This window comes from Aeromonas sp. sia0103 (assembly GCF_963895295.1).
GTDB classification, from domain to species: domain Bacteria; phylum Pseudomonadota; class Gammaproteobacteria; order Enterobacterales; family Aeromonadaceae; genus Aeromonas; species Aeromonas encheleia.
Genome location: NZ_CAWQKG010000011.1, coordinates 1,236,823 through 1,257,757, shown reverse-complemented (window position 1 = coordinate 1,257,757; position 20,935 = coordinate 1,236,823). Strand labels below are relative to the sequence as shown.

Here is a 20,935-nt window from a genome sequence, read left to right as displayed (position 1 = left end):
TGGCACCTTCAGCATCGACGATACCGGTGCCTGGACCTACACCATGAACGGCGCCCATGACGAGTTCGCGGCCGGGCAGGACTACACCGACTCGATCACCGTGGCCACCGCCGACGGCACCAGCCGGGTGCTGACGGTGACAATCCATGGCACCAACAACGCCGCGATTATTACTGGCTCCAGCACAGCGGAGCTAACCGAGACCAATGCGGCGCTGAGCACCAGCGGCACCCTGACCAGCGACGACGTCGACAATCCCGACAATGCCTTTAACGCCAGCACCACCCTAGGCACCATAGGCAACTTCGCCATCGACGCTGCTGGCGCCTGGACCTTCACTGCCAACGGCGCGTTCGATCAACTGAATGTCGACGACTCCGTCTCCGAGACCTATCAGGTCACCAGCGTCGACGGTACCCCCAGTACAGTGAAGATCACCATCACCGGCGCCAACGATGGTCCGGTGGCCGTGGTTGACACCGCCGCCGGTACCGAAAATCAGACCCTGACCATAGACGTATTGGGCAATGATACCGACATCGACGACGACCATGCGTTCACGATCAACAGCGTCAATGCGCCATCCGACAAGGGCACCGCCAGCATCCTGGGCAACAAGGTGGTGTTCAATCCGGGCACGGCTTTCGACCATCTGGCGCAAGGTGTGCAAGAGCTGGTGACACTCAGCTATTCAATGCAAGACGAGCACGGGGCGACCTCAACCAGCACGATAGACATCACTATCACCGGCAGCAACGATGCTGCGGTGATTGCCGGCGTTGCGACGGGCAACGTTCAGGAAGACACCAACGTCGTCGGCGGCCTGCTGAATACCAGTGGTTCACTGACTGTCAGCGATGCGGATACCGGTCAATCAGGCTTCCTGGCCCAGCCAACGGTGGCTGGAATCTACGGTACCTTCACCCTCACGGCGACGGGCAACTGGACCTACTCGGTGAACAACAGTCTGGCGGTGATCCAGGCCTTGGGCACCGGGCAATCGCTGCTCGACAGCTTCGTCGCCCACTCACTCGACGGCAGCGATTCGCAGTCGGTACAGGTGACCATACTGGGGCTGAACGACAACACCACACTCACCGGCACGACGGGTAACAACAATTATGACTTCAGCGCCACGGGCAGCGGGGTCTATACGATCACCGATCCGGGTGGTAACAACGATGCGATCCGGATCACCGGGGACAACAGCAAGCTGACCACGCTGAATTTCGAGCGCTCCGGTAACGACTTGCTGATCGATGTCGGCAACCAGGACATCACAGTACTCAACCATTACGGTGCATCAGGCAATGCGGTCGACAATATTACCTTCGCCGCCGGGCAGAGCTATTTCGGTTATGCACTGGCCGGTACCTACAGCATCTTCTCCGGCAGCAGCTTTGACGCCGGCAACGGCAGCAGCAACGATGTGGTCGCCGGCACCTCCGGCAACCAGACCATAGATGGCGGCGGTGGGGCCAGCGGCCGGGACCTGTTGTTTGGCAATGCGGGCAACGACACGCTGTCCGGGCAGAACGACGACGACTTGCTGATCGGCGGTGGCGGCAACGACATTCTGAGCGGCAGCGACGGCAACGATCTGCTGATCGGTGGCACTGGCAGCGATTCTCTCACCGGCGGTGCAGGCGCCGACCGCTTCGCCTTTGCCGAAGCGGACCCGCTCAACCTGGACACGGTACTCGACTACAGCTTCAGCCAGGGTGACAGCCTCGATCTGTCGACGCTGCTCGACAGCAATTTCGTCAGCGGTAGCCAGGTCTCCGACTTCGTCCAGGTGGCGCAAACCGGCAGCAACATCAAGGTACAGGTGGATACAAACGGCAGCGCCGGTGGGGCCAACTTCGTCGACGTGGCGACCCTGAGCGGCTATGGCACCAGCGGGGCCGACCTGATACGCACCTACTTTGAGGGTGCCGAACATCAGTTGAGTGCCTGATCTGTCACGGCGAAGAGCATACGTTCCTCGCCCTTTCCCCTTGCCGATGACATGCCGCCAGCATGGTAACAAAAGAGCCCCAAGTGTCATTCACACTTGGGGCTCTCTTCATTGTTCAGCGCCTATCAGGCAACCAGGGCTTATTGCGCCAGCAGGTGACCCACCAGCTCGTGGCGCCAGCCTTGCAGCAGCATGGGCTTGTCGGCGCGGGCGCGCTCCTCCTCGCTCATGCGCCAGCTCCAGGTGAAGTACTGGTGAATGATCTTCTTGCTGGCCACCAGCTCAGGCGGGATGTTGCTGGCCTTGGCCTTCTCTTCCACCATGGCCTTGATGCGCTTTAGCTCGGCCTTGTACTGGGGGAAGTCCACCAGTCGGCGAATGGGCTCGGGCCAGCCTTCGGGGTCGCTCTGCTGGGCCGCCGCGACTATGTCCAGCATCCGCTTGCCGTGGATCTTGATCTCGATGGGGGCCAGCCCCAGCTCGTTGAGATCCCGCAATGAAGTAGGCCGACGCTCAGCCACCTTGAACAGGTGCAGCTCCTTCACCACGAAGTTGAGGGCCAGATCCCGGCGCACCGCCTCTTTCTGGCGCCAGGCGGCCAGCTCACGCAGGATGGCGAGTTCACGCCGCCCCAGCTGCCAGGCGTTGATGATCTCGAGATAGGCCTGCATGGGATCGCTGCCCTGGGTCTTGCGGGCGGAGTGGTTCTGGCACTCCTGCTCGAACCAGGCGAACTTGCCGCTCTCGTGCAGTCTGGCCATCACCTTCTCGTAGAGCGGCATCAGGTAGAACACATCCGCCGCCGCGTATTCGAGCTGACGCTCGGTGAGCGGGCGGGCCAGCCAGTCGGTGCGGGCCTGATCCTTCTCCAGCTCCACCCCGAGGAACTCCTTGACCAGGGCGCCGAAGCCCACCGAGACGCCGTGCCCCAGGAAGGCCGTCGCCAGCTGGGTATCGTGCATCCGGTTGGGCAAGTGGCCCGCCTGATGCTGGATCAGCTCCAGATCTTCACCGGATGCGTGCAGTATGGCGATCTGCCCTGCCCGGCCGAGCCGTTGCCACAGGCCGGACAGCTCCAGGGTCAACGGATCCAGCAGGGCCAGCCGCTCGCCATCGTAGATCTGGAACAGGCCGAGCTGGGGATAATAGGTACGGGTGCGAACGAATTCGGTATCGATGGCCAGGGGAACGTCGGCCAGGGAAGCGAGATACTGTTCCAGTTCGGCTTGCTGTGAAATGAGTTGATATTGCATCTTTGCCTGCACGTTGGTCGGGGCCCAAAAAAGAAAAAACCGTGGCATGACCCACGGTTTTGCATGACATCAGCTGTCTGCCCGTTACTGCTTGGCAATCTCCTCGTCGCGCAGCACGCGGCGCAGGATCTTGCCCACATTGGTCTTGGGAAGTTCGTCACGAAATTCTACCAGTTTCGGCACCTTATAGGCAGTCAGATGTGTACGGCAGTGGGCAATAATCTCGTCTTCCTGCAGTTTTGCATCTTTCTTGACCACGAAGATCTTCACCAGCTCGCCGGAAACCTTGTGAGGCACGCCGACGGCGGCCACTTCCAGCACCTTGGGATGCAGCGCCACCACGTCTTCTATCTCGTTCGGATAGACGTTGAAGCCAGAGACCAGGATCATATCCTTCTTGCGATCGACGATCTTGAAGAAGCCCTGCTCGTCGCACACGGCGATGTCACCGGTGCAGAGCCAGCCATCCTGCATCACCTCGGCGGTAGCCTCGGGTCGCTGCCAGTAGCCAGTCATCACCTGGGGGCCGCGCACCTGCATCTCGCCAGGGGCGCCGAGCTCGGTGATCACCTGGCCGGCATCGTCCACCAGGCGGATGTCGGTGGAGCAGACCGGCAGGCCAATGGAGCCGTTGTAGTCCACCAGATCGTAGGGGCAGACGCTCACCAGCGGCGAGCATTCGGTCAGGCCATAGCCTTCCAGCAGCGGGGTATCGGTCAGCCCCTTCCACTGCTCGGCCACCGCCCGTTGCACCGCCATGCCGCCGCCTATGGTCAGCTTCAGCCCGGAGAAGTCCATGCTCTGGAATTCCCCGTTGTTGACCAAGGCGTTGAACAGGGTGTTGACCCCGGTGATGCAGGTGAAGGGGTACTTTCTGATCTCTTTGACGAAGCCCGGGATATCGCGGGGGTTGCTGATGAGCAGGTTGTTGCCCCCCAGGCGCATGAACAGCAGGCAGTTTACGGTCAGCGCGAACACGTGGTAGAGCGGCAGCGCGGTCACCACGAACTCCTTGCCCCGCTCCAGCACGGGACCGTAGACCCCGAGGCACTGCTCGACGTTGGCGATCAGGTTGCGGTGAGTCAGCATGGCGCCCTTGGAGAGGCCTGTGGTACCGCCGGTGTATTGCAAGAAGGCGATGTCCAGGTTGCTGATCTCGGGCTTGATGTATTGCAGGTAACGCCCCTTGGCCAGTGCCTGGCGCATGGTGCTGGCGTGCGGCAGGTTGTATTTGGGCACCAGCTTCTTGACGTACTTCACCACGAAATTGACCAGGGAGCCCTTGGCCAGCCCCAGGTTGTCGCCCATGCGGGTCAAGATCACGTGCTTGACCGGGGTATCGTGCACCACCTTTTCCAGGGTATGGGCGAAGTTGGAGACGATGACGATGGCCTTGGCGCCGGAGTCCTTGAGCTGATGCTCCAGCTCGCGCGGGGTGTAGAGCGGGTTGACGTTGACCACCGTCATGCCGGCCCGCAGTATGCCGAACACGGCGATGGGGTACTGCAACAGGTTCGGCATCATCACCGCCACCCGATCGCCCTTGCCGAGCTTGAGCTCGTTTTGCAGATAGGCGGCAAAGGCACGGGACTGCTCCTCCAGCCGACGATAGGTGATGGTCTGCCCCATGTTGATGAAGGCGGGCTGATCGGCAAACTGGCTCACCGACTCTTCAAACATCTCGACCAGAGAGCCGTATTGGTCTGGATTGATCTCGGCGGGAACCCCTTCCGGATAACGCTTCAGCCAGACTTTGTCCACGAACTTCTCCTGCATAACTAGCACCTGTGCGCTCACTGTGTTGCCTCCGTCCCTGTTCACATCCAATTCAATCAGCTGTTTTAAGCTCATGCTCTAATGCCGCACATAGTTACATAAGGCAACATCGATTAACAGCAAATTAACAAGGCGAAAGTGTGAGGGAGAAAGCAAACCTGGAATGATGTAAAGCCGCTGATTCTAACGGCTCTGGCAGAATTTTTCGATATAAACGGCGGTTTGGGCTGAATTTTCCATGTGGAAATGGTGATTTCCTGCCACCACCGCCATCTCTATCTGCCCGAAGGCCCCCGCCCGCAGCTGCCACTGCTCGAGCAGCGTCGCAAAGCCCTGCTCTCCCCGGATGAACAGCACCGGGCAGACGATGGCCCGGATCAGCGCCAGGGCCTGGCCCTCGCTCATGCGCAGCGGCGACAGATCCCGCAGCCGCGGATCGCTGCGCCAATGCCAGCGCCCGTCCCGCGCCATCAGCTGCCGCTCGCAGATGAGTCGCGCCGCGCTCGGGGTAATGTCTGCCACCTTGCAACGGGCGGCCACCGCTTCGTCGAGGGAGGCAAAACCATTGGAGGCCCGCTCCCGGGTGCGGCTGCGATTCAAGATCGCCTTACGCAACTGCGCCGGCACCGCCTCATCGGGCTGGCTGAGGGGTCCCAGCCCCTCCAGCATGACGAGCCGCACCACCTGCTCGGGAAAGACCCCCGCATAGGCACTGGCAATGAGCGCCCCGAGGGAATGGCCGAGCAAGATGAAGCGCCCCCAGCCGGCGGTCTGACTCAACTGATAGAGATCGTCCAGCCAGTCGACGAAGACATAGGGGGTCGACTTGTGATCCGAGTGACCGTGCCCCGGCAGATCGACGCAGATCAGATGAAATTCGGCGAGATGAGGGGCAAGGGGCAGGAAGCTGGCGCCGTTGTCGAGCCAGCCGTGCAGGGCGATCAGCAGCGGCTTGCCCTGCTGATCATTGTCCAGCAGAGCGATGTGGCGCCCGTCATCGAGGGTGATGGACCGCTCGCGCATCATCATCAGCGGTAGAAGCGGTGACGCGGCCAGAAGGGATCGTAGAAGGGGTCGTAGAAATAGGGATCCATGTAGCGGATCTCCACCTCCTTCACCGGTGGCCACAGCTTGCTGGCGGTCACCTTGAGCACCGAGAAGCGGTACTTGTGGCTGCCGATCTGGCTGTCCACCGGCGCCGCCAGGGTGCCGAGCACCGTCAGACTGCGCCCCTTGGCATACAGGGTCGGATCGACGAAGCCCTTCATGATGGCGAGGAAGCGGCCAGGGCTCTGCTCGGTCTGCTCCGGCACACCGTTGGCCTTGAGCGGCAGGTAGACGACCTCGATGACGCTCTGATCCTGCTCGTTGTGTACCGCCGAGATGACCCCGCTCCAGCGGGCAGGCTTGCCATCCATGCCCTGCAACGCAGGTTGATAGGCCACCAGCTGATCCGCCGGCTCATAGGCCAGCTCCTTGGGCACTGTGCTGCACGCGCTGAGCAGCAGCCCCATCATCCCCAACATGATCGTGCGTTTCATCATTCGCCTCTCCTCATCTGGATCCTAAGGCGACTCGCCCGTGGTCCAATGTTATTCGCGACCCGGCAATTTCTTCCAGGTCACCTTGTCACGCAGATAGACAGGGCTGGCCTGCTCCACCGGCACCGCCTCACCGGCCAGCCAGGCGGCACGCGCCAGCGGCAACATGTCCAGCGCCGCCGGGAAACGCACCTGCTGGCTGACGACCAGCGCCTCGGCCAGCCCATTGAGCTGTTCGCCATAGGTCTCGAACCCTGTGCCCACCGCCAGCCAGCGGCCCGGCAGGGCGCCTTTGCCAGTCAGCTCGCTCACCAGCTGGGCCGGATCCCTCACCACCTCCTCGCCCACCAACTGCATGCAGCCGGCCTGCAGCTCATAGCGCCCGAAGTAGACTTCGTTCATGCGCGCATCGATGGCGCTGAGTACGCTATCTGCCCCCTCCAGTCGATAGACCCCCTGCGCCATGGCCGCCAGGGTCGAGATACCGATGAGCGGCACCCCGGCGCCGAAGGCCAGTCCCTGCGCCACGCTGATCCCGATCCGCACCCCGGTGAAGGAGCCGGGACCGCGACCGAAGGCGATGGCATCGAGTTGGTCCAACGATAGTCCGGACTCGTCTAACACAGCCTGAACCATGGGCAAGATTTTACGGGTGTGATCCCGCGGCGCCTCTTCCCAGCGGGAGAACAGCTTGTCGCCCACCAGCAGCGCGGCGGAGCAGGCTTCGGTGGCGGTATCAACGGCCAGGATCTTCAACTCGTTCATGCTTTCTAATCTCTATAAAATCAGTCAATTACATAATCGGCAAGCAACAAATGCTCGGCGGTTGTTCAAATCTGTCTCTTTTTACCAAGCAGGCCGCAGTGACTCATTCAAATCCTGGGCCGGTTAAGGAAGGCGCCCTAGGACCCTACGCCCTGATACAGGGCTCGTCACCGGCAGGCTCACTCGCCCCGCTCGAAGAAATTACCCAGGGTCGCCAGCTCCCGGGTACGGGGGATGGCGGGCAGGCTCTTGATGAAGGTGGCGCCATAGGGTTTGTTGACCATGCGTGGATCACAGATCACCAGAACGCCGTGATCACTGCGATCACGGATGAGCCGCCCTACCCCCTGCTTGAGGGCGATCACCGCCTTGGGCAACTGGATATCGGCGAAGGGATCGCCGCCCTTGAGCTTGCAATCATCGACTCTCGCCTTGAGCAGCGGGTCGTCGGGGCTGGCAAACGGCAGCTTGTCGATGATAACACAGGACAATGCGGCTCCCCGTACGTCTATCCCCTCCCAGAAACTGCTGGTGGCCACCAGCACGGCACGGCCATTCTCCACGAAGGTCTTGAGCAGCCGCTGCTTGCTGTCCTCCCCCTGCAGCAACACGGTGCGGCCTATCTCCCGGCGCAGCACCTCGGCCACCTGCTGCATCACCTGATGGCTGGTGCAGAGGAAGAAACAGCCTCCCGGCGTCTTGTTGATGAGCGGGATCATCAGCTGGGCCAGCGCCTCGCCCCGGCCGAAGGCATTGGGCTCGGGCAAGAAGCGGGGCACGCACAGCCGCGCCTGCTCCCCATAGTCGAACGGGCTGTCGAGGATCAGCTCGGCGCTGCCGGCGAGCCCCAACTCGGTCTTGAAGTGATCGAAGCGGTTGTCCACCGTCAGGGTCGCCGAGGTAAACACCCAGGCCACCTCGGGCCTCAACACCTCGGCACCAAATCGCTCGGCCACCGACAAGGGGGTGAGATTGAGGGAGAAGTGCAGCCGCGAGCAGTCATACCAGTAGGAGAAGCCGGTCTGGTTGATGGCCAGCACCTCGCCAAGGCGGGTGCGCAGCTCGCAGATCCGCTCGAAGGCATGATCCAGCTGCTCGCCACGTCCCAGCGCCAGTTTGAGCACCTCGTAGCAGAGCCCGAGCGCATCGTTGAGCCGGGCCAGCGCCTGAGCCCAGAGCGGCAGGCGCAGCATGTCGCGGGTGTTGCCACGACCGCCATCCACCCCGAAGGCGAGGCGCAGATCCTGGCTGGCGATGGCGAGCCGGTCCGCCGCCTTGCCGAGCTGCCCCATGTCGTGGGCCTCGGCGCGATAGGCGAGCTGGATGTCCTGCGCCAGATCCTGGATGGTGCGACTGCCCACCGACTTGCCGAAGTAGTTGGTGGCGATCTCCGGCAGCTGATGCGCCTCGTCGAACACATAGACCTGCGCCTCGGGCACCAGCGCGCCGAAGCCGGTGTCTTTCACCGCCATGTCGGCGAAGAAGAGGTGATGATTGATCACCACCACCTGGGCATCCATGGCGCGGCGGCGGGCCACCACCAGGTGGCAGTCGTCGTAATAGGGGCAGTCGCGACCGAGGCAGTTATCGTTGGTGCTGGTGACGTGGGCGAGGATCTCGGCGTTCTCCTGCAGCCCCGGAATGTCCCCCACATCGCCGGTCTCGGTGGCGGTGGACCAGGACTTCACCTTGACCAGATCGCTCAGCACCTCCGGCTTCTGCAGGTGGGACTCCCCGAGCAGGCGGTTCATCCGCTCGATGCACAGGTAGTTGCTGCGCCCCTTGAGCAGGGCCACCGGCGGGGTGTAGGAGAGCGCCGCCGTGATGGTGGGCAAGTCCCGGTAGAAGAGCTGCTCCTGCAGATTCTTGGAGCCGGTGCTGATCACCACCCGCTTGCCGGACTCCAGCGCAGGTACCAGATAAGCATAGGTCTTGCCCGTCCCCGTTCCCGCCTCCACCAGCAGGCGCCCGCCACTCTGGATGGCGCGGGCCACCGCCTCGGCCATGGCCAGTTGCGGCGCACGGGCGACGAAGCCATCGATGTGGCTGGCCAGGGGGCCGTCAGGCTTGAACAGGGTCTGTATGGTCAAAGGGGTGTCCCGCGCAAAAGCGGGCATTATGCCAAAAGAGTGGGGAAAGCGGGATCGCTAAATCTCATCCCGACTCGGGGTCTCCCCCTAGGGGCGCTCATGATGCCTTTCCTCTGGGCGGGAGAGGCGGAATGCTGACCAGGCTCAGACGAAGAGATCGATGCGATGCTCGGGATCGGGTTTGTGATCATCGCTCTTAGCCCCCTTCTGATCATGCTTTGCCTGCGATTGAGGCTGCTGCCGTGGCTGGGAGCCTTCGCCGTCTGCGCTGGTTTTGCGCAACTTATGCTTCTGGCTGATCTGGGTCACCTCCCGCTTGATGTCGTCCGGGCTCGGCGCGGCCGGTGCCCGCGGCAAGATGGGGAATAACAGGTCCTGGCTGGGCATAGTGATCACTCCTCAGGCTATCTTGTTTAGTTATCGACCAGAAAACCGTTTTCTCCACTTTAATCGGGCAAATCACAATTTCAGGTTGCATTTTCTGTCAAGGCAGGTAGTTTAAATCAGGCGTCAACTACGACATCTTATTTGTAAAGGATTGATTACATGAAGTTCACCCTGCTGAAGACTCATCATCACCATCATCATCCCGACTAGTCTTTCAGGAGGTTGACTGCTGGAAGACACTTAACTGGTGACTTCCAAAAGGACCGCAAGATTCATAAACCCTCGGAAGCACACACTTCCGAGGGTTTTTTCGTTTTTGACTAGAAGGAAATCGAGCAATGGAAACACAACGTCTACGCATCGCCATGCAAAAGTCCGGTCGCCTGAGCCAGGACTCCCAGGCCCTGTTCAAGAGCTGCGGCCTCAAGATCAACCTGCGCGAGCAGCGCCTCATCGCCCACGTGGAGAACATGCCCATCGACATCCTGCGGGTGCGCGATGACGACATCCCGGGCCTGGTGATGGAAGGGGTGGTCGATCTTGGCATCATAGGCGAGAACGTACTCGAAGAGGTGCAGCTCATCCGCGCCGCCCAGGGTCAGCCTTTCGCGGTCAAGACCCTCAAACAGCTCGACTTCGGCGGCTGCCGTCTCTCCCTCGCCATTCCCGATGACGTGGAGTATCAGGGCCCCGCCAGCCTGGCGGGCAAGCGCATCGCCACCTCCTACCCCGGTCTGCTCAAGCGTTTCTTCGACGAGCAGGGCTTGAGCTTCAAGAGCGTGATGCTGGGTGGCTCGGTGGAAGTGGCACCGCGCGCCGGCCTGGCCGACGCCATCTGCGATCTGGTCTCCACCGGCGCGACCCTGGAGGCCAACGGCCTCAAAGAGGTGGAGGTGATCTACCGCTCCAAGGCGGTGCTGGTGCAGGCGCCGAATCCGTTGAACGACGCCAAGCAGGCCATCATCGACAAGCTGCTGCCCCGCATCCAGGGCATGCAGCAGGCGCGCGAGAGCAAGTACATCATGCTGCACGCCCCGAAAGACAAGCTGGCCGCCATCACCGATCTGCTGCCCGGCGCCGAGCGCCCGACCATCATGCAACTGGCCGGTGACACCAATCAGGTGGCGCTGCACGTGGTATCCAGCGAAACCCTGTTCTGGGAGACCATGGAACAGCTCAAGGCCCTCGGTGCCAGCTCCATTCTGGTGCTGCCCATCGAGAAGATGATGGAATAAGGAGGGGACACCATGCAGACCCTGATCTGGAAGACCCTCTCCCCCGCCCAGCAGGCCGACGTGCTGACCCGGCCCGCCCTTGGCGACGAGGCCGACATCGGCGCCGTGGTGAAGGAGATCATCGGTGCCGTGCGCAGCCGGGGCGACGAGGCCCTGCAAGAGCTCAGCCTGCGTTTCGAGCGCGCCCCCCGCGAGCAGTTGCGGGTGAGCGAGGCCGAGATTGAGGCCGCCTGCGCGCGGCTGGATGACGACATCAAGGCCGCCATCAACGCCGCCATCACCAATATCCGCACCTTCCACGCCGCCCAGGCGCAGCCGGTGATCCGGGTCGAGACCCAGCCCGGCGTGCTGTGCGAGCTGCGCACCCAGCCCATCAACCGGGTCGGCCTCTATGTGCCGGGGGGCAGCGCCCCGCTCCCCTCCACCGTGATGATGCTGGCCATTCCGGCCGCCATCGCCGGCTGCCGGGAGCGGGTGCTCTGCACCCCGTCCCCGGCCAGCGACGAGATCCTGTTTGCCGCCCGCGCCTGCGGCGTGGAGAAGGTGTTCGCCATCGGCGGCGCCCAGGCCATCGCCGCCATGGCCTATGGCACCCAGAGCATTCCCAAGGTGGACAAGATCTTCGGCCCGGGCAACGCCTATGTGACCGAGGCCAAGGGCCAGGTCTCCCGCGACTGGCGCGGTGCCGCCATCGACATGCCGGCCGGCCCCTCCGAGGTGCTGGTCATCGCCGACGAGAGCGCCAACCCCGCCTTCGTGGCGGCAGACCTGCTCTCCCAGGCTGAGCACGGCCCGGACAGTCAGGTGGTGCTGGTCACCACCTCGCCGCTGCTGGCCGATGCCATCGCAGGGGAAATCAAAAGCCAGCTCGCCCTGCTCAGCCGGCGCGACATCGCCGCCAAGGCGCTGGGGGCCAGCCTGGTGATCCTGTGCGATGACCTGGATGAGGCCTGCGCCATCTCCAACGCCTATGCACCCGAACATTTGATAGTGCAGACCAAGGCGCCGCGGGATCTGCTGGACAGACTCGAGAACGCTGGCTCCATCTTCCTCGGTCAGTGGACACCGGAGTCGGTGGGGGATTACGCCAGCGGCACCAATCACACCCTGCCCACCTACGGCTATGCCCGCACCTGCTCCAGCCTGGGGTTGGCCGATTACCAGCGCCGCTACACTGTGCAGGAGCTGAGCGCCGAGGGCATCGCAGGCCTGGGCCCCATCGTCCAGCGCATCGCCCAGGCCGAGGGGCTCGATGCCCACAAGAACGCCGTCACCCTGAGGTTGAACGCCCTCGCCGGCACCTCTCAAAAAAGTAAGCCGCAGAAGGATTTGTCATGAGCATCGCCAATCTGGCTCGCCGCGTGGTGCGGGCCCTCACCCCCTATCAATCCGCCCGCCGCATCGGCGGCAACGGCCACGTCTGGCTCAACGCCAACGAGGCGCCGCTGGCCTATCCCTTCACCATCGAGGGCAGCCGCCTCAACCGCTATCCAGAGTGCCAGCCGGCCGCGGTGGTGAACGGTTATGCCGCCTATGCCGGGGTAGAACCGGAGCAGGTGCTGGTGAGCCGGGGGGCCGACGAGGCCATCGAGCTGCTGATCCGCACCTTCTGCGAGGCGGGTCAGGATCAGATCCTCATCTGCCCGCCCACCTACGGCATGTACGCCATCAGCGCCGAGACCTGCGGCGTGGGCATAGTCGAGCTGCCGCTGACGGTCAGCCGTCAGCCGGACTGGCCCGCCATCGCCGATCGCCTGTCCGACGTGAAGCTGGTGTTCCTCTGCTCCCCCAACAATCCCACCGGGGATCTAGTGGGCCGCGGCGGCCTCATCGCCCTGCTGGAGAAGGCCAGGGATCGCGCCATCATCGTAGTGGACGAGGCCTACATCGAGTTCTGCCCTGAGGCATCGGTGGTGGATCTGCTGGCACGCTTCCCCAATCTGGTGGTGACCCGCACCCTCTCCAAGGCCTTCGCCCTGGCGGGGATCCGCTGCGGCTTCACCCTGGCCAATCCCGACATCATCGCCATGCTGACCAAGGTGATCGCCCCCTACCCCATCCCCGAGCCCATCGCCCAGATCGCGGCCCAGGCCCTCAGCCCCATGGGGCTGGAACTGATGCAGGAGCGGGTGGCTGAGCTCAACCTGCAGAAGGCCCTCATCAAGACCGAGCTGACGACGCTGCCCTGTGTGCGCGAGATCTTCGAGGACAAGGGCAACTTCGTGCTGGTGCGCTTCGTCGATGGCGCCACCGTGTTCGCAGCCATGAAGGCCGCCGGCATCATCTTGCGGGATTTCTCCACCAAGCCGGGCCTCGAAAACAGCATCCGCATCACCATCGGCTATCGGGGTGAGATGGACGCCGTGCTCGCCGTGTTGCGCGATCTGCCCGCCCCTCGTTTATAAGGATGTAACCCATGAAGACCCCGTTTTTGTTTATCGACCGCGACGGCACCCTGATCGAAGAGCCGGTGACCGACAAGCAGGTGGACAGCCTCGCCAAGCTGCGCTTCGAGCCCATGGTGATCCCGGTGCTGCGCGAGCTGCAGGCCGCCGGCTATGTGCTGGTGATGGTGACCAACCAGGATGGGCTGGGCACTGCCAGCCTGCCGCTGGAAAACTTCCAGCCGCCCCAGGATCTGATGATGCACCTGTTCGAATCCCAGGGGGTTCACTGGGAGCGGGTGCTGATCTGCCCCCACTTCCCCACCGACGGTTGCAGCTGCCGCAAGCCGAACCTCGGGCTGGTGAAGGAGTATCTCGCCTCGGGTCGCATCGATTTTGCCAACTCCTTCGTGATAGGCGACCGGCAGACCGATCTGCAGCTTGCCGAGAACATGGGCATCCGTGGCATCCGCTACCAGCCGCAGGATCACGACTGGCTCGCCATCCGTGATCAGCTGCTGTCCAAGGGCCGCGTCGCCGAGGTGGAGCGCTACACCAAGGAGACCCGCATCCAGGTGGCGGTGGATCTCGACAAGAGCGGTGGCAACCAGATCGCCACCGGCATCGGCTTCTTCGATCACATGCTGGATCAGATCGCCACCCACGCCGGTTTCCGCCTCAGGCTGAAAGTCAGCGGCGATCTGCACATCGACGATCACCACACGGTGGAAGATGTAGGGCTGGCGCTCGGTCAGGCCCTGCGCCAGGCGCTGGGTGACAAGCGCGGCATCGGCCGCTTCGGCTTCGTGCTGGCGATGGACGAGGTGCAGGCGGTGATCGATGGCCGCCCTCGTCAGAGCGCTGACGCCCCCTCCCTCACCGAGCTGGACGTAGCCACCGCGCTGGATCTGAGCGGCCGCCCCTACTTCGTGTTCGACTGCCCGAGCGGCTTTGGTCGCGACAGCGTGGGGGAGATGGCCACCGAGATGGTGCCCCACTTCTTCCGCTCCCTGTCGGATGCCATGGCCATCACCCTGCAGATGAAGGTCGGCAGCGGCAACACCCACCACCAGGTGGAGGCGCTGTTCAAGGGTTTCGGCCGCGCCCTGCGCCAGGCCATCCGGGTGGAAGGGAGCGAGCTGCCCTCCAGCAAGGGGGTGCTGTGATGGCTAACCAGAACCTCGTCATCACCGATACCGCCTTGATGGTGCCAAGCTCGCAGACATCCATGGGGAGGCGTACCCGATGAGCAATCAGAAACTGGTGATCATCGACACCGGCTGCGCCAACCTGGCCTCGGTGCGGATGGCGTTCGAGCGCCTCGGCGTCACGCCGCTGGTGAGCCGCGACGCGGCCGACATCGAGAGTGCCGACAAGCTGATCCTGCCCGGGGTCGGCACCGCAGTCGCCGCCATGCGCAACCTCAATGAGCGCAACCTGGTGCCGCTCATTCGCGCCGCCCGCCAGCCGCTGCTGGGTTTTTGCCTCGGCATGCAGATGCTGGCACAGGCCTCCGAGGAGACCATGTGTGGCAGTGAAAAGCCGGGTGAGGGCTTGATCGACTGCCTCGGCATAGTACCGGGCCGGATCCGGCTGATGGAGGTGGGCAACCTGCGCCTGCCCCACATGGGCTGGAACCAGATCGAGCACGATGAAACTCACCCGCTGCTCAAAGGCATCCCCAGCGGCAGCTACTTCTACTTCGTCCACTCCTATGCCCTGGAGGTGACGGCGGCGACCCTGGCCAGCTGCGACTATGGCACCCCCTTCACCGCCATAGTGGGGCAAGACAACTTCTTCGGCGCCCAGTTCCACCCGGAACGTTCCGGCGCGGCCGGGGCCCGTTTGCTACAAAACTTTCTGGAGCTGTGACAAGGATGATCATTCCCGCCATTGATTTGATTAACGGCCAGGTCGTTCGCCTCTACCAGGGCGACTACGGCCAGAAGACCGAATACAGCAGCAGCCCCCAGGCGCGCTTCGATGAATATGTGACCCAGGGCGCACTGCAGCTGCACCTGGTGGATCTGGACGGCGCCAAGGATGCCAAGGCGCGCCAGCTCGCGCTCATCACCCAGTTGCTGTCGGCCACCGAGGCGCCGGTGCAGGTCGGCGGCGGCGTGCGCACCGAGCAGGATGTGGCCGATCTGCTGGCCGCCGGTGCCAATCGGGTGGTGATCGGCTCCACCGCCGTCAAGTCCCCCGAGCTGGTGGCGAGCTGGATGGAGAAATACGGCCCAGAGCAGATAGTGCTGGCGCTGGACGTCAACATAGACCCGCAAGGCAATCGCCAGATCGCGGTGGCGGGCTGGCAGGAGAACAGCGGGGTGACCATCGAAGCACTGATCGAGCGCTTCCTCCCCGCCGGCCTCAGGCATGTGCTCTGCACCGACATCAGCCGCGACGGCACCCTCCAGGGCTGCAACGTCGCACTCTACCAGGATCTCTGCGCCCGCTTCCCCAGCGTGGCCTTCCAGGCCTCCGGTGGCATCGGCGGCCTGCAGGACATAGAGGCGCTCAAGGGCTCCGGCGTCAAGGGGATCATCCTCGGCCGCGCCCTGCTGGAGGGCAAGTTCTCGGCGGGTGATGCCATCGCCTGCTGGGCCGACGAGGCCAGCAGCCGCTGAGCGAAGGCAACGTGAGCCCGCTGCCCGCGGGCTCACGACTGGCGCGCCGTCGAGTCTGAACCATCATTTATCCCTTAATAACAATCGACTCTATACTCGACTGACCCATTTGCGTCGCGGAGGCGCCATGTTCACAGCCCAAGCCGCCACCATCCTGATCGTCGACGATGCACCCGAGAATCTGATGGTACTGACCGATCTGCTCACCCCCACCTACCGCGTGCTGGCCGCCCAGGGGGGCGAGAAGTGCCTGCGCATCGCCACCGGCTCGGCCCGGCCGGATCTGATCCTGCTGGACGTGATGATGCCGGATATGGACGGTTACGAGGTGCTGCGAAGGCTGCAGTCAGATCCATCCACCAGTTCCATTCCCGTGGTGCTGCTCACCGCCCTCTCCGATCCTCGCAGCGAGGAGCAGGGGCTGGCCCTCGGCGCCACCGATTACATCACCAAGCCCATCAACCCCGCCATCGTCCAGGCCAGGGTGCGCACCCAGCTGGAGGCCAAGCAGGCACGGGATGGGCTGCAAAGCCAGAACGCGCTGCTGGAGGCCGAAGTGGCGAGGCGCATGACGGAAAATGATCTGATCCAGCAGGCCTCCATCCGCGCCCTCGCCCATCTGGCGGAGATCCGGGATCCCGAGACCGGCAATCACATCCTGCGCACCCAGCTCTATGTGCGCCAGCTCGCCATCGGTCTGGCGAGCCACCCCCGCTTCACCAACACTTTGACCCCCGCCTACATAGAGCTGCTGAGCCGCTCGGCCCCCCTGCACGACATCGGCAAGGTCGGGATCCCGGATCAGATCCTGCTCAAACCAGGCAAACTGACCCCCGAGGAGTGGCCCGTCATGCGCACCCATGCCAAGCTCGGCAGCGACGCCATCGAGGAGGCGGAGCGGGACATAGAGCAGCCGCTGGCCTTCCTCACCCTGGCCAAGGAGATAGCGCACTGGCACCACGAGAAGTGGGACGGCAGCGGCTATCCGGACGGCTTGAACGGCGATGCGATCCCGGTGTCGGCCCGTCTGATGGCGCTGGCCGATGTGTTCGACGCCCTCATCAGCGCCCGGGTCTACAAGCCCGCCATGTCGTATCAGCAGGCGCGCAGCCTGATCCTCGAGGGCTGCGGGCTGCACTTCGATCCGGACGTGGTGGCCGCCTTCGACGAACAGTTCGAGCAGTTCATCGCCATCGCCGAGCGCTACCGGGACGATCACGAGGTGCCCCGTGATTAAGCGTCTCCCGCTCAGGATGCCTGTATCCCCCCTGCGGCGGCATCTCCTCGCCATCCGGCCTGGACAAAGCACCCAACCCCCCGAGATCCCCAAGCTGCCTGCGGAGCCTGCCCCATGAAGTGGTCATTCCCTCTGGATAGGCATCAACGGATAGGCGCCTGCCTGCTGGCCATACTGATGCCCCTGTTCGTCTTGCTGATCCGGCTCCAGCTGCCCATTCCCGTCGAGGAGCGGCCGCTGCTGGTGCTCTTCATGCTGCCCATCATCATCTGCGCCCTGCTGGGAGGGCTGCTGCCGGGGCTCATCAGCACCCTCAGCGTGGCCCTGATGACCGCCTATCTCCTCCTGCCGCCACGCTATGAGCTGTTCATCGCCAGCGGGCAGGATCAGGTGCAGTGGGGTCTGCTCATCGCCAACGGTTGCCTCATCAGCCTGCTGAGCGCGGCCATGCACCGCTCCCGCACCCGGGAGAACCAGCGCTGGCAGGAGCTGCTGAACACCCAGTCCCGACTGCAGCAGAGCGAGAAGCGTTTCCAGGCCACCTTCGAGCAGGCCGCCGTCGGCATCGCCCTGGTCTCCCCCACGGGGCGCTGGCTGCGGGTCAATCAGAGGCTGTGCGACATGGTGGGCTACCGGGCCGATGAGCTGATGGAGATGAGCTTTCAGCAGATCACCCACCCGGACGACCTCTTCATCGATCAGAGCTATGTCGATCAGGTGCTGGCCGGCGAGCGCCAGCACTACGCCCTGGAGAAGCGCTACCTGCGCAAGGGGGGCGAGGCATTCTGGATCACCCTGACGACCACCCTGGTCAAGGATCCCCAGGGAAAGCCGGACTACTTCATCTCCATCATCGAGGACCACCAGCAGCGCAAGGAGACCGAGGCGGCCCTGCGCCGGAACGAGGTGATCCTGCGCGAATCCCAGCGGCTGGCCAAGATCGGCAACTGGCGCTGGCACATAGCCCAGGATACCCACTACTGGTCCCCGGAGATCTTTCGCATCTATGGCCGGGATCAGGCGCTCCCCCCCGCCGTCTATCCCGAGGTGAAGGACTATTTCACCGAGGAGGCATGGCGCACCCTGAGCGAGGCCGTGGATCGCTGCCTGCAAGATGGCACCCCCTACGAGTGTGATGCCGAAGTCGTCACCCCCGGCGGGGAAGCCGTCTGGATCATCGCCCGTGGCGCCGCCATACGGGACGACGGCGGCGCCATCGTGGAGCTGTATGGCACAGTGCAGGACATCACGGATCGCAAGCTGGCCGAGCAGCAACTGCGGCAGCTGTCGCTGGCCCTGGAGCAGAGCCCGGACGGGATCTTCATCACCAACACGGCATCCTGCATCGAATATGTCAACGCCGCCTTCCTGGCCGCCAGCGGCTACCAGGAGGAGGAGGTGCTGGGGCAGACCCCCCAGCTGTTCGACTCCGGCCTCACCCCGCCGGCCACCCATGTCGCCCTGCGGGATGCCCTCAAGCAGGGCCAGCGCTGGCACGGGGAGTTCACCAACAGGCGCAAGGATGGTTCCCACTATCAGGTGATGGCCTCCGTCTCTCCCATCCGACGGGAGCATGCCCAGGTGACGCACTTCGTGACGGTGCAGGCCGACATCACCGAGAAGAAGCAGCTCGGGGAGGAGCTGGATCAGTACCGCTTCCACCTGGAGGAGATGGTCAACGAGCGCACCCAGCAACTGGCGCAGGCCCATCAGCGCGCCGAAAGCGCCAACCAGGCCAAGAGCGCCTTCCTCGCCAACATGAGCCACGAGATCCGCACCCCCATGAATGCCATCCTGGGCCTCACCTACCTGCTCAAGCGGGATGCCAAGGAGATCGCCCAGCACAATCGGCTGGAGAAGATAGACAACGCGGCCCAGCACCTGCTCACCCTGATCAACGACATCCTGGATCTCTCCAAGATAGACGCGGGCAAGATGGTGCTGGAGTGCCACGACTTCTCCCTCGTCGCCATGCTGGATAACGTCTGCGCCCTGATGGACGAGCAGGCTAGCGCCAAGGGGCTCGACATTCAGGTCGATCTCGGCGGCACCCCGGTCTGGCTCAACGGCGACATCACCCGGCTGCGCCAGGCCCTGCTCAATTATGCCGGCAATGCCATCAAGTTCACCGATGCGGGCACCATCACCCTGAGGGTGCGGATGCTGCGCAAGCTGGTCAGCGGCTATCTGCTGCGCTTCGAGGTAGAGGACAGCGGCATCGGCATCACCGAGTTCCAGCGCGAGAAGCTGTTCCAGGCCTTCGAGCAAGCCGATGTCTCCACCACCCGCAAGTACGGCGGCACCGGCCTCGGGCTCGCCATCACCAGCCGGCTGGCCAGGCTGATGGGCGGCGAAGTCGGGGTCGACAGCACCCCCGGCAAGGGCAGCTGCTTCTGGTTCACCGCCCAGCTCGCCCCGGGCAAGAGCATCCCCCTGCCGGCGGTGCTGCCGAGTCAGCCCAAGCAAGCCTTCTTCTCCCCCCACCCGGCGCGCCTGTTGCTGGTGGAGGACAACGCCATCAACCGCGAGGTGATCACCGAGCTGCTCACCGGCAGCGGCCTCACCATAGAGACGGCAGTCAACGGCCTGGAGGCGCTGGACAAGATCCGCGACCAGTCGTTCGATCTCATCCTGATGGACATACAGATGCCGCTGATGGATGGCTACAGCGCCACCCGCGCCATCCGGGCCCTGCCGGGTCAGGATCAGGTGCCCATACTGGCGCTCACCGCCAGCGCGTTCGAGGAGGACAGGAAGGCCTGCGAGAGCGCCGGCATGAACGACTTCATCACCAAGCCCGTGACCCCCGCCAGGCTGTTCGAGGCACTGCGGATGTGGCTGCCGGCGGGCGCCCCGTCGCAGGCCCCCAGCCGTCAGGTCGAACAGCTGTCTCCTCCCCTCGCCCGTCTGCAGGAGCTGCCCGGCTGGGATATGGCGCAGGGGCTGGCAGCGCTGCAGGGGGATCAACAGAAGTACCTCAGGCTGCTGCGCTTCTTCGCGGTCCAGCATCAGGGCGACACCGAGCGCCTGGCCGGATGTCTGGCCGAGGGCGATCACGCCGGGGCCCTGGGGCTGGCCCACAGCCTGCGCGGCGCCGCCGCGACCCTGGGCCTGACCAGTCTGGCCGAGCAGGGACTGCAGCTGGAGCGGGTCCTGAGGGCAGGCGAAGAGGATCTGCTGGCCGCCCTGATCGGCGGCATAGGCCGGGATCTGGTCGAGCTGGCGAACCGGCTGGGCAGCGAGGACGAGCCGGAGGATGCCGCCTCCCCCCTGCCGAGCAGCCACTGGCAACAGCAGTTGCTGCGCCAGCTGGAGGCCTTGCTGGCCCAGAGCGACACCGCCGCCATCACGCTGTTCGAGCAACATGCCGGCGCCCTGCTCACCGGTCTCGGCGAGCGGGGCACCCTGCTGGCACAGCAGCTGCAAGGATTCGATTTCGACGGTGCCCTGCTCACCGTCAGGGGGCTGAAACAGACAGAAGACGGCCTGCTGGCCTTCCACTCGGAGGGATCCGGCGCCATCACCCGGCATTGAGGAATAGCGGAGAAAGGGTTGGATCGGGGTACTCACTCATGCTTATAGTGTGGGCTCTCCCGCCGCGGCCGGCCTTGCCACTTCGCCAGATGGGGCCTGCGGTTGCACCATGCCAACCCGCTTTATCCAGGATCGCGAGAACGCCAGCG

The 20,935-nt window shown here is 63.7% G+C and carries 16 protein-coding genes and 1 other annotated feature; of the genes, 9 read left to right on the top strand and 7 right to left on the bottom strand.

Features of this window, described 5'->3' with window-relative positions:
* Positions 1–1,957 (top strand): VCBS domain-containing protein (locus tag AACW18_RS08375; protein ID WP_218388335.1); only part of this gene is annotated, 1,957 nt, incomplete at its 5' end.
* A gap of 140 nt (positions 1,958–2,097) precedes the next feature.
* Here AACW18_RS08375 and rnd read toward each other — a convergent pair.
* From rnd to AACW18_RS08340, 7 genes are all read right to left on the bottom strand, one after another.
* Complete coding sequence (rnd, locus tag AACW18_RS08370) at positions 2,098–3,210, bottom strand: ribonuclease D (RefSeq protein WP_218388334.1); 1,113 nt, start codon at positions 3,208–3,210, stop codon at positions 2,098–2,100.
* Between the two features lie 84 nt (positions 3,211–3,294).
* A complete protein-coding gene (fadD, locus tag AACW18_RS08365) occupies positions 3,295–4,971 on the bottom strand; it encodes a long-chain-fatty-acid--CoA ligase FadD (protein ID WP_339381494.1) in 1,677 nt (558 codons plus the stop codon).
* 198 nt (positions 4,972–5,169) lie between these two features.
* A complete protein-coding gene (locus AACW18_RS08360; protein ID WP_371317023.1) occupies positions 5,170–6,012 on the bottom strand; it encodes an alpha/beta fold hydrolase in 843 nt (280 codons plus the stop codon).
* Positions 6,013–6,014: 2 nt separating this feature from the next.
* On the bottom strand, positions 6,015–6,530 hold the full coding sequence (locus tag AACW18_RS08355) for a Slp family lipoprotein (RefSeq protein WP_042654810.1): 516 nt from the start codon (positions 6,528–6,530) through the stop codon (positions 6,015–6,017).
* Between the two features lie 48 nt (positions 6,531–6,578).
* A complete protein-coding gene (gene tsaB / locus AACW18_RS08350; RefSeq protein ID WP_218388331.1) occupies positions 6,579–7,292 on the bottom strand; it encodes a tRNA (adenosine(37)-N6)-threonylcarbamoyltransferase complex dimerization subunit type 1 TsaB in 714 nt (237 codons plus the stop codon).
* 179 nt (positions 7,293–7,471) lie between these two features.
* Positions 7,472–9,382: an ATP-dependent DNA helicase gene (locus AACW18_RS08345; protein WP_218388330.1), complete on the bottom strand. Its 1,911-nt coding sequence runs from the start codon at positions 9,380–9,382 to the stop codon at positions 7,472–7,474.
* A gap of 144 nt (positions 9,383–9,526) precedes the next feature.
* A complete protein-coding gene (locus AACW18_RS08340) occupies positions 9,527–9,769 on the bottom strand; it encodes a hypothetical protein (RefSeq protein ID WP_042654813.1) in 243 nt (80 codons plus the stop codon).
* A 185-nt stretch (positions 9,770–9,954) separates the two neighbouring features.
* Positions 9,955–10,083, top strand: a sequence feature (His leader region).
* Between the two features lie 24 nt (positions 10,084–10,107).
* Here AACW18_RS08340 and hisG point away from each other — a divergent pair.
* The 8 genes from hisG (at position 10,108) to AACW18_RS08300 (ending at position 20,786) form a co-directional block, all read left to right on the top strand.
* Complete coding sequence (hisG, locus tag AACW18_RS08335) at positions 10,108–11,004, top strand: ATP phosphoribosyltransferase (protein ID WP_042654814.1); 897 nt, start codon at positions 10,108–10,110, stop codon at positions 11,002–11,004.
* A gap of 12 nt (positions 11,005–11,016) precedes the next feature.
* A complete protein-coding gene (gene hisD / locus AACW18_RS08330; protein WP_218388329.1) occupies positions 11,017–12,342 on the top strand; it encodes a histidinol dehydrogenase in 1,326 nt (441 codons plus the stop codon).
* Complete coding sequence (hisC, locus tag AACW18_RS08325) at positions 12,339–13,409, top strand: histidinol-phosphate transaminase (protein ID WP_218388328.1); 1,071 nt, start codon at positions 12,339–12,341, stop codon at positions 13,407–13,409. Before hisD ends, hisC begins: the two co-directional genes overlap by 4 nt.
* 11 nt (positions 13,410–13,420) lie before the next feature.
* Positions 13,421–14,554 (top strand): bifunctional histidinol-phosphatase/imidazoleglycerol-phosphate dehydratase HisB, encoded by a 1,134-nt coding sequence (gene hisB / locus AACW18_RS08320; protein ID WP_218388327.1) that lies wholly within the window; start codon positions 13,421–13,423, stop codon positions 14,552–14,554.
* A 79-nt stretch (positions 14,555–14,633) separates the two neighbouring features.
* Complete coding sequence (gene hisH, locus AACW18_RS08315) at positions 14,634–15,260, top strand: imidazole glycerol phosphate synthase subunit HisH (protein ID WP_218388326.1); 627 nt, start codon at positions 14,634–14,636, stop codon at positions 15,258–15,260.
* 5 nt (positions 15,261–15,265) lie between these two features.
* Positions 15,266–16,015 (top strand): 1-(5-phosphoribosyl)-5-[(5-phosphoribosylamino)methylideneamino]imidazole-4-carboxamide isomerase, encoded by a 750-nt coding sequence (gene hisA, locus AACW18_RS08310; protein WP_042654819.1) that lies wholly within the window; start codon positions 15,266–15,268, stop codon positions 16,013–16,015.
* A 127-nt stretch (positions 16,016–16,142) separates the two neighbouring features.
* Entirely contained in the window at positions 16,143–17,252 is a 1,110-nt protein-coding gene (locus AACW18_RS08305) for a response regulator (RefSeq protein WP_218388325.1), read from the top strand.
* Between the two features lie 114 nt (positions 17,253–17,366).
* Positions 17,367–20,786: a PAS domain S-box protein gene (locus tag AACW18_RS08300; RefSeq protein ID WP_218388324.1), complete on the top strand. Its 3,420-nt coding sequence runs from the start codon at positions 17,367–17,369 to the stop codon at positions 20,784–20,786.
* The last annotated feature ends 149 nt before the right edge of the window (positions 20,787–20,935 follow it).